Genomic DNA, 16055 nt, shown 5'->3' with positions numbered 1-16055 from the left:
ACAGCACAGGGAGCAGGTACGGGTATGGATCTGTACGAGCACCAGGCAAGGGAACTCTTCAAGGCCCACGGCATCCCGGTACCGGACGCGGCCGTCGTCGCCGCCCCGCGCGAGGCGCGGGCGGCCGCGGAACTCCTCGGCGGCCGCGTCGTCGTCAAGGCCCAGGTGAAGACCGGCGGCCGGGGCAAGGCGGGCGGTGTGAAGCTCGCGGCGGACCCGGCGTCAGCGGAACTGACCGCCCGCCAGATGCTCGCCATGGACATCAAGGGCCATCCCGTCCACAAGGTCATGCTGGCCCAGCCGGCCGACATCGAGGCGGAGTACTACGTGAGTTACGTCCTCGACCGCGCGGCGGGGACCTTCGTCGCCATCGGGTCGGCCGACGGTGGCACGGAGATCGAGGAGACGGCCGCGGCCAGGCCCGACGCGGTGGTCAGGATCCCGGTCGATCCGGCCGAAGGCGTCACCGAGGCCAAGGCCGAAGCGATCGCACACGCCGCGGGCCTGCCGGCCGGGGCCGCCGGGGTCCTCCAGCGGCTCTGGCAGGTCATGGTCCACGAGGACGCCCTCCTCGTGGAGGTCAATCCGCTCGTACGGACCACCGGCGGCGGGCTTCTCGCCCTCGACGGAAAGGTCACCCTCGACGACAACGCCCGCTTCCGGCAGACGCGTTGGGGAGTGGACGAAACCGACCCGTACGGGGGCCCGCTGGAGGCGCGGGCCCTGGCCAAGGGGCTCAACTACGTCCGGCTCGACGGCCAGGTCGGCATCATCGGCAACGGCGCGGGCCTCGTCATGTCGACTCTCGACGTCGTCGCCGGCTGCGGCGCCCGGCCTGCCGACTTCCTCGACATCGGGGGCGGCGCGTCGGCCCGGGTGATGGCCGACGCGCTCGCGCTCGTCCTCTCCGACCCCCAGGTGAAGTCGGTCCTCGTCAATGTCTTCGGCGGCATCACCGCCTGCGACGCGGTCGCCGACGGCATCGTCCAGGCCCTGGAGTCGGTCGAGGTGACCAAGCCGCTGGTCGTACGGCTCGACGGCAACAGCGCCGCAGCGGGCCGCGCGGTCCTCGACCGCCGTGCCCACCCTCTCGTGCAGCAGGCCACCACGATGGACGGCGCGGCACGCCGGGCGGCCGTCCTCGCGGGCGCCGGGGCCGTACCCGCCGGTGCCGTACCGACCAGTGCCGCAGCCACCGATGCCGCGCCCACCGACGCCCTCACCGACCTGGGAGCCTGAGATGGCCATTTTCCTCACCGCGGAGAGCAAAGTACTCGTCCAGGGCATGACTGGCGCCGAAGGCATGAAGCACACCCGGCGCATGCTCGCCGCGGAGACACGCGTCGTCGGCGGCGTCAACCCCCGCAAGGCCGGACTGCCAATCGACTTCGACGGGGTGACCGTCCCCGTCTTCGGCTCGGTGCGCGAGGGCATCGAGGCCACCGGCGCCGACGTCACCGTCGTCTTCGTCCCGCCGCCCTCCGCCGGAGCGGCGGTCGCCGAGGCCGCCGACGCGGGGATCGGCCTCGCCGTCGTCATCACGGAGGGAATCCCCGTACACGACGCGGTGGTCTTCACGGCGTACGCCGCTGACCGGGGCACCCGGGTCATCGGACCGAACTGTCCGGGCCTGATCAGCCCCGGACAGTCCAACGTCGGCATCATCCCCGCCGACATCGCCGGCACCCCCGGCCGGATCGGACTGGTCTCCAAATCCGGCACGCTCACCTACCAGCTGATGTACGAGCTGCGCGACGAGGGCTTCTCATCGGCGGTGGGCATCGGCGGCGACCCCGTCATCGGCACCACGCACATCGACTGCCTCGCGGCGTTCCAGGACGACCCGGACACCGAGCTGATCGTCCTGATCGGAGAGATCGGCGGCGACGCCGAGGAGCGGGCCGCCGCGTACATCGCCGCGCACGTCACCAAACCCGTGGTCGGCTACATCGCGGGCTTCACCGCTCCGGAGGGCAGGACCATGGGCCATGCCGGAGCGATCGTCTCCGGCTCGTCGGGAACCGCCCAGGCCAAGAAGGCGGCCCTCGAAGCGGCGGGCGTGAGCGTCGGCTCGACCCCTTCGGAGACCGCGGCACTGGTCCAGGCACGCCTCGCGGTCCTCCGGGGCACGGCGCAGAGTGTTCTCTGAACGCCTGGACCGCCCCGCCAGGGCTGCCGCACACCAGGAAAGCCACCACCTGCCCCGCCCCTCATGAGCGGAGACCCACCGATGGCACCCACCCTCACTCTCAAGCCCGGAACCTCCTGGGCCGACGCCTGGCAGCGCTGCCTCGCCGTCGCCCCCGAGGCATTCATCGGCGACCGCGTACTGAACCTCTGGAACGGCGCATGGCAGGCCGACGGGCGTGCGCTGCCCGCCACCAGCCCGGTCGACGGCAGCCGTATCTCGGGCCCGCCGCGTCTCGACGCCCCCACCGCCCAGCAGGCCGTACGGGCCGCCCTCGATCAGCACCGGGTCTGGCGGCACGTCCCGCTGCCCGAACGCCGGGCCCGGGTCTCCGCCACGCTCGACGCGCTCACCGCCCACCGCGAACTGCTGGCCCTCCTGCTCGTCTGGGAGATCGGCAAGCCCTGGCGGCTGGCGACGGCCGACGTCGACCGCGCCATCGACGGTGTGCGCTGGTACGTCGCCGGCATCGAGGAGATGACCGAAGGCCGTACCCCGCTCGAAGGCCCGGTCTCCAATATCGCCAGCTGGAACTATCCGATGTCGGTGCTGGTCCACGCGATGCTGGTGCAGGCGCTGGCCGGAAACGCGGTCATCGCCAAGGCACCGACCGACGGCGGTGTCGCCTGCCTGACGCTGGCCTGCGCACTCGCGGCGCGGGAGGGGGTTCCGGTCACCCTCGTCAGCGGCAGCGGCGGTGAACTCTCCGAGGCCCTGGTCCGTTCCCCGGAGATCGGGTGTGTCTCGTTCGTGGGCGGCCGTGACACGGGAGCGAGGATCGCCACCGCGGTGGCCGACCTCGGCAAGCGGCACATCCTCGAACAGGAGGGGCTCAACACCTGGGGCTTCTGGAACTACACGGACTGGTCCGCGCTCTCCTCGGTGATTCCCAAGCTCTTCGACTACGGGAAGCAGCGGTGCACGGCCTACCCGCGGTTCGTCGTGCAGCGCAGTGCTTTCGACGCGTTCCTGGCGGCGTATCTGCCTGCCGTGGGCTCCATCCGTACGGGCCACCCGCTGGCCGTCGAGGACCCCGCGGATCCGCTCCCCGAGCTGGATTTCGGGCCGCTGATCAACGCGGCGAAGGCCAGGGAACTGGACGACCAGGTGGCCGGGGCCATCGACCGCGGCGCGATCCCGCTGCACCGGGGAAGCCTCTCGGACGGCCGCTTCCTCGCCGGCCAGGACACCGGCGCCTACCTTCCGCCGGTCACGCTGCTCAACCCGCCGCCGTCCTCCCCGCTCTTCCACGCGGAGCCGTTCGGCCCCGTCGACACCATCGTCCTGGTCGATACGGAGGCGGAACTGCTGGCCGCCATGAACGCCTCCAACGGAGCGCTGGTCGCCTCCCTGTCGACCGACGACCCGAAGACGTACGAGCGGCTGGCCCCGCAGATCCGGGCTTTCAAGGTCGGTCGCTCCAAGCCACGTTCGCGAGGCGACCGCGACGAGCTCTTCGGCGGCCACGGGGCGTCGTGGCGCGGCGCCTTCGTGGGCGGCGAGCTACTGGTCCACGCGGTGACCGAGGGCTCGGCCGGGGAGAGCGCGCCGGGCAACTTCCCGGACTACCAGCTACAGCCGTGACAGCCCTGGGAATCCTCCCCGGACACCGGTAGTGCGCAACCCGTAACGCATGGTGTCAAGAGTGGTGAGGTGTCACCGAAGAGTGCCCACCGCCGCGTGGGGCCTGCCGCTGACCACGGCAAATGCAGGTGAAGGCGACCGCGAACCCCTGGTATTGTTGTCCTTGTCGCCGCGGGGAAGAACGACGCGGTCGACAGACACCTTGTCCGGGTGGCGGAATGGCAGACGCGCTAGCTTGAGGTGCTAGTGCCCTTTATCGGGCGTGGGGGTTCAAGTCCCCCCTCGGACACTTCGAGTAACGAAGAGACGGGTGGTGTGGACCGGATGTCCGGTCCACACCACCCGTCTCTTCGTTTTTCTGTCTCTTCCTGTTTTCGCTGGACGTCACATCAGTCGGCACGGTCGGGTCGCCGTGCGCGACTGAGGCGGCTTGCTCCGCTGGAACCCATGGTGCCTGCGTTGTGGGCGGTACGACTACGCCTGGCCGCTACGGCGGTGCACACCAACCCGAGCAGGGCGGTGACTCCTCCGATGACCGCGTTGCTCCAGATGATGCCCTTGTCCGGGTGGCTGCCCACGATCCACGGGGCAACGATCAGCCAGGCGCCCATCACGACCATGGCCCAGCTGAGGCCGTACATACGCTCCGGCCTGGTCGTGAATCCGAGGCCCAGCAGGGCGATCGCGATGCCCATGATGAGGTTGTGCGTCGTCAGTGCCGACTGGGTGCTCGAAAAGTGGATCACCCATGCGGACACCGCGCAGTACACGCCGACCAGGAACACCGGCCCGTCCACGAGCACCACATCGCGCCCGCCGAGCATCCGGTCATACCGGGCTCGCATTTCGGGTACGTCGGGGTGGCTTGCTAGATCGCCTCTTGTGTGTGAGACGTCGGCCATGCGACTCGCCTCCTTCTCTGCTGCAAGTCCGACCGCGTGTGCACGGGCTGAGCCGCGCAAGTTCCATTTTGCTCCTGTTTGGGCGCTTTGTATAGAGAAGATAAAACGCCCGGGATTTCTGGTCCTGGCTCCCCGGCGCAACGACGGCCGGGAGGGGCCTGTCGGTCAGCGCAACGTGGCAAAGACGATCAGGTTGTTCACCGGGTGTCCCTGCGCGTCGAACGATCCGTCGCAGGTGATCAGGCGCAGTGCGCGGTCGGTGGTCTTGCCGTAGACCTTGTCGGTCGGGAACGCCTTCTTGCTGACGCTCTCCGTACTGGTGACCGTGAAGTGGGCTGTCTTTCCCAGGGTGTTGCGGACGGCGATGTCCGCGCCTTTGTGGATCTTCCTGAGGTCGTGGAAGACGGCCCTGCCATAGCGGGTGTCGTTGTGGCCGATCAGGACGGCGGCTCCCGGTTCGCCGGGGGTGGCGCTGCCCGTGTACCAGCCCGCCGTCATTCCCTTGTCCGCCGGCGGGACCTCGACTGTGCGGTCCGCGTTGAGGCCGAGCTGCAGCAGCGAACTCGTCACCCCGATCGACGGGATCGACACCTCCGCCGGGGGTGCGGGCTGCTTCGCGTCCGTCTTGGCGTCGGTCTTGGCTCCGGTTGTGGTGCTCTTGCCGGCGTCGGAGCCCGACTCGGTGCTCGCCGCGCCGGTGGACTTGTGCCCTGAGTCCGAGGAGCCGGACGAACAACCGGTGAGCGCCGTCAGGGTGAGGCAGACGGCTGCTGCGGACAGTGCGGCGGATCGCCATATCGGCTGGTGCGTACGGGACATGAGGGCTCCAGGACGTTCAGGGCTGCGGGAGAGCAGTGCGGGGCTGGGCGAGTACACGGGGGATGAGGGCGCGGGACGCAGGCAGTGGCGCCGCCCGGTGATGGACGGCGCCACTGCTGGGGGTGCGTCAGCCGTTGCGCTGTGCGGCGGAGCGGCGGCGCAGCACGATGGTGCCCGCGCCCGAGAGGAGGGCGGCCCCCGCTGCCGAGCCGATGATGGCCGCGGTGTCGCTGCTGTTCCCCGCGGGCCGCTCACCTGCGGCGACGGCGCCCTGCGGCGCGGCGGCCGCCGCCCTCGCGCGCATGCGCTTGGCCACGGCGGCCCGCGCCGCCGCCGGGGTGGGCTTGTCGCCCGCGGCCACGGCGCCTACCGGGGCCGCCGTCGGCCGCCTGGTCGCCGCAGCCTTGGCGGCCGCGGCGTGGCGGGCGGAGAAGTCCGCCTCCGTGGGCGCCTTGGCCTTGGCGGCGCCATGGGCGGACGGTGCCGATGCCTCAGCCTTGGGGGCAACGGGCTTGGGGCTGTCGGACGCGAAGGCGGCGGTCGACGGGACGATCACCGTGCCGACCGCCACGGCGGCGAGCACAGCGGTACGCAGGGACAGACGAGGGGACATGAACAGCTCCAGTTCCAGCCGGCCTTGGTGATTCCTGGCTGCGGTTCGCAGCAGGCGCCGGGCACAGCGACAGACTGACAAGCAGTTATGAGGAACCTGTCAGGACGCTGTGGTCATCGGATCAGGGCGAGGGCGGCGATGTTTCAGCCGCAGTGCTCTGTGTTCTCCCGGCCGGCTCGCCGTCCCTGTCCGTTGTCGTCTCCGGCCGGCCCAGGGGCAGCCTGAGGGTGAAGACCGAGCCTTCTCCCTCCGTACTCGCCGCACTCGCGGTGCCGCCGTGTGCCTCGGCCAGTTTGCGGACGATCGCCAGGCCGAGGCCGCTGCCGCCCGTACGGCGGTTACGTGATTTCTCGGCGCGCCAGAAGCGGTCGAAGACGTACGGAAGATACTCGGCCGGGATGCCGGTACCGGTGTCGGCCACTTCCACCACAGCCTCCGTGGGGGCCGCATCCGTGGCCGGCCCTCCGCCCGGTTCAGGCGTACCGCCCCGCACCCGCAGCGTGACCTGTCCGCCCGGCGGTGTGTGGCGTACCGCGTTGGTGACCAGGTTGCCCACCGCCTGCCGCAGCCGGACCGGGTCGGCCGCCAGGACCAGCGCCGGTGCCTCCGGTGGCGCGCCGGTCACCGTCAGGGTCACCCCCGCCGTCTCCGCGCGGGCCTGGTGGGCCGACGCGACCTGGCCCAGGAGGTCCTGGATCCGTACCGGCTCCACATGCAGCCGCAGCGCCCCCGCGTCGGCGGCCGACAGATCCTGGAGGTCGTCGATGATGTGCTGCAACTGCACCGCCTCCTCCAGGAGAGAGGAGACAAAGGCCGGGTCGGGTTCGGCCAGGCCGTCCTGTGCGGCCTCCAGCCAGCCGCGGATGTTGCTGAGCGGGGTGCGCAGTTCGTGCGCGACATCGCTCACCATCGCCTTGCGCTGCTCCTCAAGGCGAGCGCGGTGCGCCGACATGTCGTTGAACGTGGCCGCCAGCCGCCCGATCTCGTTGTCCGTCGTGACCTCGACGGGCTCCGAACTTCCGCCGTCGCGCATCCGCTGCGCCGCATTGGTGAGCGCGTGCAGCGGGCGTACCAGCCGGGCCCCCGCGAGTACCGAAGCGCCGACGGTGAGGGCGAGGACGAGAGCCGCGACACCCGCGATACGGGCGGTGTTGGCAGGGGAGAGGTTGAACCCGGGGACCGTGGCCCCGCCTTGGTCGCCGATGAACAGCAGGGCGGGCGACGCGACGTACGAGCTGAGCTGTTCGCGGCGCGCGGTGCCGACGCAGGACGCGGTGGCCCGGTCGTCGTCGCTGTTGCGGGCTGTCGGCGGTACGGGAGTGGGCCCGGGGTCCGGAAATCGCCGCGCGGCCGCCTTCGGCTCGGGGACCGCGGCCACGGCGGCCGACTCGTTCCATGAGAGGTTCAGGCTCAGCTGTATCGCAGGGCGGTGCTGGCGGTCCAGACAGGCGTCCGCCAGGTGGTTGAGCGCGGTGAGAGCCTTCCGCTCCGTCGGCGTGGGCGCGTCCAGGGCCTCCGTCTCGCACCTCGTACCCAGAGTGCGGTCCGGGTCGTTGCCCACCGGCTGGATACGGGGTCGGCCGCTCGGCCCCTCCACCACGTCCGACGCGATCCCGCGGCCGCTGAGGCAGGCCACGGCGTGGTCGGCGGCGCGCTTCAGCGTTACGCGCTCCGACGCGGGCAGCCGGAACGGGCCGACCGCCCGTGGGTCGATCCGGTCGGCCGATGTGCCGGTCTTGGCGGAGCTCCGCGCCGCCAGCGTGGTGTCCAGGGAGAGCGGGTCGACGACCGCCGACACCTGTGGGGGCAGCGTCGGCGGCGGCTTCCGGTCCGCCGCCGAGTCGGCGACGGGCTGGTGGTTCTCGGTGGTCAGAGCGATGCGGCGGCCGGACTGGCGGGCCAGTTTGCGTACCGTCGCCTCGACGCCGTCCCACCGGGGATGCGCGGCCGCGTAGCCGAGCAGGGTGTTGTAGATGCGGGTGTCCGCGGTGAGGTTCTGGCCCTGCTCCTGCTTGATCGCACCCGATGTGGTCTGTGCGGCGAGCCAGGCGGTCGCCACCACCGAACACGCTGCCACCAGCGCCGACACAGCCAGCAGCCGGCCGAGCAGACTCTTGCGCAGCGGCAGCCGCGTCCGCCGGACACGCTCCGGCTGCGGCGCACGCCCGCTGCCGCGATTGCTACCGGGCCTCTTACCGCGACGCAAGTTGGGCCCCCTTCGCCGGGTCGGTCAGTTTGTAGCCGACGCCGAACACGGTGAGCAGCCGGGCGGGCCTGCGTGGGGCCGTCTCGATCTTCTTGCGCAGATTCATCACATGTACGTCGACCGTGCGGTTGCTGATGTACCGGTCGAAGCCGTGCAGTTCGGCCAGCAGTTGCTGCCGGGTGAAGACACGGTCGGGCTCGGCGGCCATCGCGGCCAGCACCCGGAACTCGCCCGGGGTGCAGTCGACCGGGCGGCCGCCGACCGACACCGAGTGCCGCGCCGGATCGACGACCAGCGCGCCCACCGACAGAAGCGGATCGGCGGCGGGCGCCGGAACCGCGGACCGCTGCGAGCGGCGGAGCAGAGTGCGGACCCGTGCCATCAGCTCCCGCGGGCTGTACGGCTTGGTCATGTAGTCGTCGGCGCCCAGATCGAGCCCGAGCAGCAGATCGTCCTCGGTGGTACGGGCCGTCAGCATGAGCACCGGCAGCTCCCTTGACTCGGCCCGCAGAACCCGTACGACGTCCAGCCCGTCGGCGCGCGGCATCATCACATCCAGGACCAGGAGGTCCGGTGTTCCGTGCCGTACCTCCTCCAGGGCCGCGAGGCCGTCACCCACCACCGTGACCGCGTGGCCTTCGCGTTCCAGATAACGGCGTACCAGTTCGGCCTGTTTCTCGTCGTCTTCAGCGACGATGACATGTGCGCACACGCTGTTGATCGTAGATGAGTTCGGAAAACCGCCCCCGTCGGGCGGCGGGGCGGCGCCTACCATGAAGGCACATGGTGAACTGGGAGAAGACCGGACAGCCGGCCGGAGCGGCACACAGCGGAAAGCCGGACGGTCGCTTGAGCCTGCCCGAGGTCGAGGCGCTCGCACGCCGGGTGCATGCCGGGCAGGCCGACAAGGCGGGGCAGCCCTACACCGTACATCTGGCGACGGTCGCCGAAGGAGTCGCCGTACGCGGCGGCACCGATGAGCAGATCGCCGCCGCCTGGCTGCACGACTCGGTCGAGGACGGTGCGCTGAGCGCGGCCTGGCTGGAGGGGGCGCCGCTGCCGCGCGGTGTGAAGGACATGGTGTTCGCCATGACCAAGCGGGCGGGGGAGGGCCCGGAGGCCTACGCGGCCCGGATCCTCGCGGTTCCGGGCGCGCTGCTGATCAAGGAATCCGATATCGCGCACAACGCCGACCCGCGGCGGCTGGCCGTACTGGACGCGGCGACCAGGGACCGGCTCACGGCCAAGTACGCCCGGATGCGCGGTCTCCTGGGGCTGGCTGAGGGCTGAGCTCCGGCAGGTACCCGGACGACGGCAGTCCGACGACGGCCCGGGTGCGGTGTGGCCGATGCGGCCCGGAAAGGCATGGCGCCCTCCCGTATCGTGCTCCGCGAAGACGATCGCAGGACAGGCAGGAGCGCTGTGGTGCGCCTCTATTTCGCGCCCGAGGAGATGACCGAGTTCGAGGCGGCGTGCGGGCTCCTGATCCACCGGATGGGACGGTGGGCGGACGAGCACGGTGAGCGGATGGACAGCTTCGGCGTCGAGTCCGCACTCGACTACCGCTTCCGGGGCACCCCCGACGGACGCCTCGGTCTGTGGGAGCCCCGGCACGTCGGGGAATTCCTGCTGGAGTGGTCGCCCAGGACGGTCTCCCTGCTGCCGGGCGACGAGCCAGGAGATATGCCAGGCACCCTCGCTCTCCTGCTGCGGTACCTCGACACCGTGCGGCTCGCCGACCCACGCGGCGCCCCTCTCGCCGAAAACCTCGCGGCCATCGACGCGGCCATCCCCCGATACCGGCCCGCGATGGCCGACCGGACCCGCTGGGGCCTGGCCAAGTTCTGGCTCACCACCGCCGCCGAGCAGGGCACCGACGTACACGACCAACAGGCACTCCACGACTTCGTCGAACGGGCCCAGCGCGGCGAAGTCACCTACGACGAGGAACTGCTGGACCAGGTCATGGCCCGCGACACGCACGGCCCCGCCACCGAACAGCGCGCCGAGCCGCAGCTCCCCGTCGCCCTGCCCGCCGAGGACGAACTGCGCTCCCTCGCCGCGCAGTCCCCGCTTCTGGCCCGGCTGCGCGGCATCACCGACTGGGCGGGCAGCGAAGGCAGGCCGGTCACGGCGACCGGCAACCTGCGGATCGCGGACGCCCGGTCACTCGTCGCCGCACTGAACACCGGCGACAGCTGCGACGGCGTCCGCTCCTCGGCCCAACTGCCGGAACTCGGCCGCACCGTCGAGTGGGCGAAGAAGGCCGGGACCGTACGGATCGCCGAGGGCCGGATGTACGCCGTCGCCAAGGCGCGGGCCCTCGTCAACGACCCGCTCGCCCTCTGGCGTCGCACTTTCGACACCTTCACCGATCTCCGGGCTCCGCTGGTCGCGCCGGGCAGCGGATGGCACCTCCCTTCCCCGCTCGCCACTGGCTTCGGACAGGTGGTGCCCGACGTCCTCAACACCCTTTACGGCCTCCCGTACCCGATGCCCTGGCCCCGGCTGCGGGATACGGTCCGTGGTGTCTACGGCGAGGGGCACGACACGCTGCTCGAAACCATTGACCGTGACCTGCGCCACATGCTCGACGCCCTCGAAGGCCTGGGCGCGGTCGAGCGCTTCCAGGGGATGGCCGAGCCGGTCTTCCTCGAAGCGCCGCTTGGCGAGGTTCTGGAACCGCCCGCCGGGATGCCGCCCGAACTGGCCGAACTCTTCGGCTCGCTCGGCGGCCCTGCCGGCGCGGGGGCCTCCGCCGACGCATCCCGAGATGAAATCACCGACGGGCCCGTCGAGTTGATCCGCCTCACCGCCCTCGGCCACGACTCCGTACGGCGTCGGCTGCTGGCCGAAGGACGCGACGCCCCGCTCATCGGTGAACTCACCCACGCCCCGGCCGCCGGCCTCCTCGGCGTCCTCGCCGACCACTACGACCCGGAATCGGCCCGTACCGAACTCACCGCCTGGACCTCAGCCCGGCCGGACCGGGCCGCCGCCCTGGAACAGCTCACCGACGCCCTGCGCTTCTGCCCCTTCCGTACCCGCGCCGAAGCCATGCTGGAGGTGCTCACCGACGCCCACCCCGACGGCGAGCGTGTGGCCCGCGCCCTGCGGGGCGACCCGCTGCTCGGGCCGACCGCGATCAGTGTTCTGGTACGCCGCCGGGTCCTGGACGCCGGCGATCTCACCGAGCCTGAAAGCCTCCTCATGCTCGCCGAAAGCCTCCTTCAGCTCGTGGAGACGGCGGGGCAGGACGGTGTCCTGGAGATGCTCGCAGGCCAGGGTGGAGACACCCAGGAGATCCTGAGGCCGGCCCTCGCCTCCGGCCACCCGGACCGGGCAGGAATGGAAGACCTGAAGGAGGTAGCGGACCGTGCCGCCCGGGGGCCCGCCGCCCGGGTCGGCCGCATCCACCGGAGGAGTGGCCACGAGGGGATGGGCAAGGGGCACAAACGCCGAAGGTGAGCGAGCTCCGCAGGCAGCCAGTGAAGCCAGGACAGAGGGCGCCCGTCAGCTCTGCCGCACGGCTCACCGGGCCGGTGCGCTCACACGGCCACTGCCTGAGGGGACCGTAACGAAGGAAGGTCCCGCCCTGCGCCGCAAAGGCGTAACGGCGGGACCCCCGTGCGTAGTAGGGGCTACTCGTCCACGTCCTCCTCGCGGCGGATCATCCGCCGCGCCGCCCGGCGCGCGCTGCGGTCCAGGTTGGACTTGAAGGCCTTGTCCGGCCCGAAGTAGTCGGCGCCGGCTGGTCCACCCCGCCGATCACCTTCTGGCACGCCGGCCCGCCCGCTGCGCTCAGCGACGAACTGGTGCCGGGCACCGGGCTGCGCACGCGGACCATCACACCCGGTACGTCGGTCGTCGCCATCGACGACGAGACGCAGTCGGCCGCCTGGCACGAGCTGTACGACGACCCGGAGCGGATCCGCGGGCTGTAGCCTCGCCCGAGCCGCCCTCCTCATCGGCGAGGTCGGCTTCAGCAGCAAGGCCGACGCGGACACAGCCAAGCGGTCGAGGCGCCGGACCACAGTCGCAGGTGACCGTCACGGAGACCACGGCGGCTGCCGCACTTCAGGCGGCAGCCGCGGGGACGTCCACGAAGCGCCATCGCCTACGTACGCGGCCGGCGCCCCCGCTCCTGCCGCGGGAAGCTCTGGTCGGCCCCCGGTAGCGTCGGCTTCGGGAGCGTGGCCACCTCCTCCTTCGCCTGCTCCAGCTGCTCGGCCGTGTCCTCCGGCAGGTGCGGCGGGTACTGGTGGGCGTCGGAGAAGCGGAAGGCCGAGGTCAGATCGCCGAAGGTACGGCGGCGCCACTGGGTGATGTTGGGCTCCCGTACACCTGTGAACCGCTCCAGGAACTGGAGCGCCGACGTGTGGTCGAACCGCTCGCCCGCGACCCAGCCGCCCACGGTCCAGGGCGACACGATGATCGCGGGGACCCGGAAGCCGCCGCCGATCGGCAGGCCCTGGACGAACTCGTCCGTCGTACCGGGTTTCGGGGTGGGAGGCGCCACGTGGTCGAACAGGCCATCGTTTTCGTCGTAGTTGAGGATGAACGCTGTCTTCGCCCACACCTTCGGGTTGGACGCGATGGCCTCGATCTTCTGCGCCACGAAGTCCGCGCCCGCCGCCGGAAGGTAGTCCGGGTGCTCGGACTGGTAGCTCGTCGGCATGATCCATGAGACGGCCGGAAGCCGGTCGTTGCGGGCGTCGGCCTCGAAGGTGCCTTCCGGGTGCGGGCGCACCCCGCGCTCGTACAGCTCGTCGCCTGGCTTGGCGTCCTTGAAGGTCTGGAAGTTCTCCAGCATGTTGCAGCCGTAGTCGTCGTCCTGCTGATAGACCTTCCAGCTGACGCCCGCCGCCTGCAGCCGCTCGGCGTACGTCGTCCAACGGTACGGAGTGGGGGCCGTGTTGTTCAGGATCGGCCCGCCGTGGGTGCCGTTCGGGTCGAGGGTGCCCGTCATCCAGTACAGCCGGTTCGGCCAGGTGGGGCCTAACACCGAGCAGAAGTAGTTGTCGCAGATGGTGAAGGTCTCCGCCAGCGCGAACTGGAAGGGAATGTCATCGCGGGTGTAATAGCCCATGACGTACGGGCCGTTGAGTCCGTCCGCCTTGCGGTGCGCGGGGAGCCACCGGTCCATCCGGCCGCCGTTCCACGCCTCGTGCTGCACGGACCAGGCGTGGCTGGTGGACGGGATGGCCTGGGCGCTCGACGTGTGCGTGTCCAGATGGAACGGGAGCAGATAGCCCTTCGGGTTCATTGAGTCGGGCTGGTAGAAGACCGGTTTGCCATTGGCCAGTTTCTGCGCGTGCGGGTCGCTGAAGCCGCGCACGCCGGACAGTGTGCCGAAGTAGTGGTCGAACGAGCGGTTCTCCTGCATCAGCATGACGACGTGTTCGATGTCGCGCAGCGAGCCGTGGCGCGGCGGCCCGGCCGCGACCGCCTTCTGCACGCTGGGCGGCAGCAGTGAGAGTGCCGCGGTACCGGCGACGGCGCCTGCCGCTGAGCCAAGGAGTCTGCGTCGCGTCAACTCGGCCATGAACGTCCCCTTCTCAAGCTCGGGCGGGCCATTTTTCAGGCCCCTCCGGAACTCTTGCGGGTGGCCGGTGAGGTGGGGAGGAGTGGAACGATGAAGAGGTGGCCAATGAGTGGCAAGCGCTTGGCCAAGCCAGAACCTGGTGTTCGGACACGGGCGGAACCCGTTGGCCGCACACGGACGGATCCCGCCCGGACAGGCTCGGGCGGGATCCGTGGGCGCCGCCGTGTGGAGACGGAACAGTCAGTGCGTCACCGCAGGGCCCGGTGCGGCGCCGAGCAGCCGGTGCGGCGCACTCCCGGGCGGACGGCGGCTGGCTGGAAGGGGCCGGACGTCGGCGGTGGCCGGACCTGCCGTGGTGCGGGCCGCCGTACCGCACGCACCGGCCCTGCCGCCCAGACGTTGTGGCGGCTGGACGCGGCGCCGCTGACCCTGGCCGAGCTGAGCGGCAGGGCCGGACGGTGGAACCTGCGCATCGGACGGCCGCTGGAGCCGTGACCCCAGGTGCGCGCCCGCGTCCGGTGCGCTCCGATGGAGGGGAAGTGCGGCGGCAGCGCGCCGAACATCACACCGATGGACCGCCGTCGCGGGAATCTTTGCTGGTCGTGACAGGCTGAAGCCCTAGTACGACATCAACTTCTTGTACAACATCAACAAAGACGTCACCGTCGGCACCGGCAGTACATCCGCCCCGGGGTGACAGACGCGAAAAGGCAGGGCGGTCATGGGAGAGCTGATTCTCGTACGGCACGGTGAGACCAGCTGGAGCCGCACCGGTAAACACACCAGCTGGACGGATCTGCCGCTGACGGCGGCCGGTGAGGAGCAGGCCCGCAAGGTCGCACCGCTGCTGGCCGAGCGGCGGATCGCGCTCGCCCTGACCAGCACGCTGGCCCGGGCCAGGCGGACGGCCGAGCTGGCCGGGCTGGTGCCCGCCCACTCCGAGGCCGACCTGCACGAGTGGGACTACGGGGCGTACGAGGGCATCACCAGCGCCGAGATCCACCGGGACCGGCCCGAGTGGGACCTGTGGACCGACGGAGTGGCCGAGGGGCCGCCCGAGCACCCCGGAGAGACCCCGCAGCAGGTCGGCGAGCGCGCCGACCGCGTGCTCAAGCGGGTCGACGTGGCGCTTCGCGACGCCGACCTCGACGGCGAGGGCGGGGACGTCGTCCTGGTCGGGCACGCCCACTTCCTGCGGGTGCTGACCGCCCGCCGCCTCGGTCTGCCGGCCTCCGCCGGAGCGCTGTTCCGACTGGACACCGCATCGGTCAGCCGGATCGGTACCGAACACGGCCGGCCCGCCCTCGCCGTGTGGAACCAGGTCCCGGGGCCCGTCAGCGGGTGACGGGCGTCACCCCGGCCGTCGTCTCCACTTCGAGCAGCGAGGCGCTCTGCCGCTCGGCCTCGAAGGCCGCGTGCCCGCCCCGCAGGCCGAACAGGCGCTTGCCGAGCAGGATGTAGAGCACCGCGAGGATGTTGATCGTCAGTGTGGCGATCTTCAGCCAGCTGATCTTCTCGGTCAGCTCGTAGATCTCCAGCGGCAGGAACATCGCGGTGGCGACGACGGTGAGGTACTCGGCCCAGCGCTTCGCGCGCCACAGCCCGACGCCCTCGACGATCTCGATCAGCGCGTACACGAGCAGCAGCGCGGCTACGAGCAGCAGCGTGGAGTGCTTGTAGCCGAAGGTCTTCTGGATGGTGCCGACCACGGGCGAGTTGTCCAGGTCGTAGTTGAAGTGACGGAACACCGGGCGCAGGACGTTCAGGTTCTCGTCGAAGAGCCGGCGCACCGAGTCCTGGCTGTTGCTGAACTTCCACACGGCCACCGCCGCCAGCACGATGAACACGCCGCGCACCGCGCGCTCCACCGCGAGGAAGCGCAGGATGAACAGATCGCGCAGCACCTTGCCGCGCGGCACCAGCGGGGCGTCCTGCGCGGGGCCCGCTCCGTGCGGGTCCCCCAGAGCGAAGTCTCCGCAGCGCAGGCAGCGCCAGGCCTCGCCGAGCCCCGTATCGGCGCGCAGCCGCGCCGCCAGTTCAGGTTCCTGCGGGGCGTATGTCACATGCCCGCGCCGTGCGCAGGTGCGCCGGTCCCAGTCGATCTTCATGCGGTCTTCCCCGTCTTCATGCAGTCGTCCCCGTGCTCGTCGGTTCCTGTGTCCCCGGCGGCGGGCCGGCCGGACCGGTCCAGCGCGGAC

At 70.8% G+C, this 16055-nt stretch carries 15 protein-coding genes, 1 tRNA gene and 1 pseudogene; 9 read left to right on the top strand and 8 right to left on the bottom strand.

All coding sequences use genetic code 11. The annotated features are described in order from the left end of the window. Positions 1 to 24 precede the first annotated feature (24 nt). From sucC to OG452_RS04280, 4 genes are all read left to right on the top strand, one after another. Positions 25 to 1239: an ADP-forming succinate--CoA ligase subunit beta gene (gene sucC / locus OG452_RS04295; RefSeq protein WP_327294265.1), complete on the top strand. Its 1215-nt coding sequence runs from the start codon at positions 25 to 27 to the stop codon at positions 1237 to 1239. A 1-nt stretch (position 1240) separates the two neighbouring features. Next, positions 1241 to 2149: a succinate--CoA ligase subunit alpha gene (sucD, locus tag OG452_RS04290; protein WP_327294264.1), complete on the top strand. Its 909-nt coding sequence runs from the start codon at positions 1241 to 1243 to the stop codon at positions 2147 to 2149. Between the two features lie 81 nt (positions 2150 to 2230). Further along, positions 2231 to 3772: an aldehyde dehydrogenase family protein gene (locus OG452_RS04285; RefSeq protein WP_327294263.1), complete on the top strand. Its 1542-nt coding sequence runs from the start codon at positions 2231 to 2233 to the stop codon at positions 3770 to 3772. Between the two features lie 204 nt (positions 3773 to 3976). Continuing rightward, positions 3977 to 4061, top strand: a tRNA-Leu gene (locus OG452_RS04280). A 184-nt stretch (positions 4062 to 4245) separates the two neighbouring features. Here OG452_RS04280 and OG452_RS04275 read toward each other — a convergent pair. The 5 genes and pseudogenes from OG452_RS04275 to OG452_RS04255 form a co-directional block, all read right to left on the bottom strand. After that, positions 4246 to 4674, bottom strand: a pseudogene (locus tag OG452_RS04275) (SPW repeat protein); the annotation flags it as partial. A 165-nt stretch (positions 4675 to 4839) separates the two neighbouring features. Further along, positions 4840 to 5493 (bottom strand): class F sortase, encoded by a 654-nt coding sequence (locus OG452_RS04270; protein ID WP_327294262.1) that lies wholly within the window; start codon positions 5491 to 5493, stop codon positions 4840 to 4842. A gap of 127 nt (positions 5494 to 5620) precedes the next feature. Then, positions 5621 to 6106 (bottom strand): hypothetical protein, encoded by a 486-nt coding sequence (locus tag OG452_RS04265; RefSeq protein WP_327294261.1) that lies wholly within the window; start codon positions 6104 to 6106, stop codon positions 5621 to 5623. Between the two features lie 121 nt (positions 6107 to 6227). Beyond that, positions 6228 to 8312 (bottom strand): sensor histidine kinase, encoded by a 2085-nt coding sequence (locus OG452_RS04260; RefSeq protein ID WP_442809949.1) that lies wholly within the window; start codon positions 8310 to 8312, stop codon positions 6228 to 6230. Then, positions 8299 to 9024, bottom strand: a complete 726-nt coding sequence (locus tag OG452_RS04255) for a response regulator transcription factor (RefSeq protein ID WP_327294260.1) — start codon at positions 9022 to 9024, stop codon at positions 8299 to 8301. The genes OG452_RS04260 and OG452_RS04255 overlap by 14 nt, the downstream gene beginning before the upstream one ends. Before the next feature lie 71 nt (positions 9025 to 9095). Here OG452_RS04255 and OG452_RS04250 point away from each other — a divergent pair, with 71 nt between their 5' ends. Beyond that, positions 9096 to 9602 (top strand): HD domain-containing protein, encoded by a 507-nt coding sequence (locus OG452_RS04250; protein WP_327294259.1) that lies wholly within the window; start codon positions 9096 to 9098, stop codon positions 9600 to 9602. 135 nt (positions 9603 to 9737) lie between these two features. Next, positions 9738 to 11780 carry a hypothetical protein gene (locus OG452_RS04245; RefSeq protein WP_327294258.1) on the top strand — a complete coding sequence of 681 codons (2043 nt, stop codon included), beginning with the start codon at positions 9738 to 9740 and terminating at the stop codon, positions 11778 to 11780. A gap of 173 nt (positions 11781 to 11953) precedes the next feature. Here the strand turns inward: OG452_RS04245 and OG452_RS04240 are convergent, their stop codons facing one another. Further along, positions 11954 to 12094, bottom strand: coding sequence for a hypothetical protein (locus tag OG452_RS04240; protein ID WP_327294257.1), 141 nt, complete (start codon positions 12092 to 12094; stop codon positions 11954 to 11956). A gap of 33 nt (positions 12095 to 12127) precedes the next feature. On the opposite strand from OG452_RS04240, the gene OG452_RS04235 reads away from it, so the two are divergent. Next, positions 12128 to 12256 (top strand): hypothetical protein, encoded by a 129-nt coding sequence (locus tag OG452_RS04235; protein ID WP_327294256.1) that lies wholly within the window; start codon positions 12128 to 12130, stop codon positions 12254 to 12256. A gap of 173 nt (positions 12257 to 12429) precedes the next feature. Here OG452_RS04235 and OG452_RS04230 read toward each other — a convergent pair whose 3' ends face one another. Continuing rightward, positions 12430 to 13857 carry an alkaline phosphatase family protein gene (locus OG452_RS04230; protein WP_327294255.1) on the bottom strand — a complete coding sequence of 476 codons (1428 nt, stop codon included), beginning with the start codon at positions 13855 to 13857 and terminating at the stop codon, positions 12430 to 12432. A 243-nt stretch (positions 13858 to 14100) separates the two neighbouring features. Between OG452_RS04230 and OG452_RS04225 the strand changes: the two genes are divergently transcribed. After that, positions 14101 to 14352, top strand: a complete 252-nt coding sequence (locus OG452_RS04225) for a hypothetical protein (RefSeq protein ID WP_405564305.1) — start codon at positions 14101 to 14103, stop codon at positions 14350 to 14352. 226 nt (positions 14353 to 14578) lie between these two features. After that, a complete protein-coding gene (locus OG452_RS04220) occupies positions 14579 to 15202 on the top strand; it encodes a histidine phosphatase family protein (protein ID WP_327294254.1) in 624 nt (207 codons plus the stop codon). Here OG452_RS04220 and OG452_RS04215 read toward each other — a convergent pair. Next, positions 15192 to 15965, bottom strand: coding sequence for a DUF2127 domain-containing protein (locus tag OG452_RS04215; RefSeq protein ID WP_327294253.1), 774 nt, complete (start codon positions 15963 to 15965; stop codon positions 15192 to 15194). The genes OG452_RS04220 and OG452_RS04215 overlap by 11 nt on opposite strands. Positions 15966 to 16055: the final 90 nt, after the last annotated feature.

Source organism: Streptomyces sp. NBC_01197 (assembly GCF_036010505.1).
Lineage (GTDB): Bacteria > Actinomycetota > Actinomycetes > Streptomycetales > Streptomycetaceae > Streptomyces.
Note: the sequence above shows the minus strand (reverse complement) of the source record. Positions and strands in the feature narration are given on the sequence as shown.

Bases quoted from the DNA above. Each gene is read 5' to 3' on its own strand.
- sucC (WP_327294265.1), top strand. From the start codon at position 25: ATGGATCTGTACGAGCACCAGGCAAGGGAACTCTTCAAGGCCCACGGC.
- sucD (WP_327294264.1), top strand. From the start codon at position 1,241: ATGGCCATTTTCCTCACCGCGGAGAGCAAAGTACTCGTCCAGGGCATG.
- OG452_RS04285 (WP_327294263.1), top strand. From the start codon at position 2,231: ATGGCACCCACCCTCACTCTCAAGCCCGGAACCTCCTGGGCCGACGCC.
- OG452_RS04270 (WP_327294262.1), bottom strand. From the start codon at position 5,493: ATGTCCCGTACGCACCAGCCGATATGGCGATCCGCCGCACTGTCCGCA.
- OG452_RS04265 (WP_327294261.1), bottom strand. From the start codon at position 6,106: ATGTCCCCTCGTCTGTCCCTGCGTACCGCTGTGCTCGCCGCCGTGGCG.
- OG452_RS04250 (WP_327294259.1), top strand. From the start codon at position 9,096: ATGGTGAACTGGGAGAAGACCGGACAGCCGGCCGGAGCGGCACACAGC.
- OG452_RS04230 (WP_327294255.1), bottom strand. From the start codon at position 13,857: ATGGCCGAGTTGACGCGACGCAGACTCCTTGGCTCAGCGGCAGGCGCC.
- OG452_RS04220 (WP_327294254.1), top strand. From the start codon at position 14,579: ATGGGAGAGCTGATTCTCGTACGGCACGGTGAGACCAGCTGGAGCCGC.
- OG452_RS04215 (WP_327294253.1), bottom strand. From the start codon at position 15,965: ATGAAGATCGACTGGGACCGGCGCACCTGCGCACGGCGCGGGCATGTG.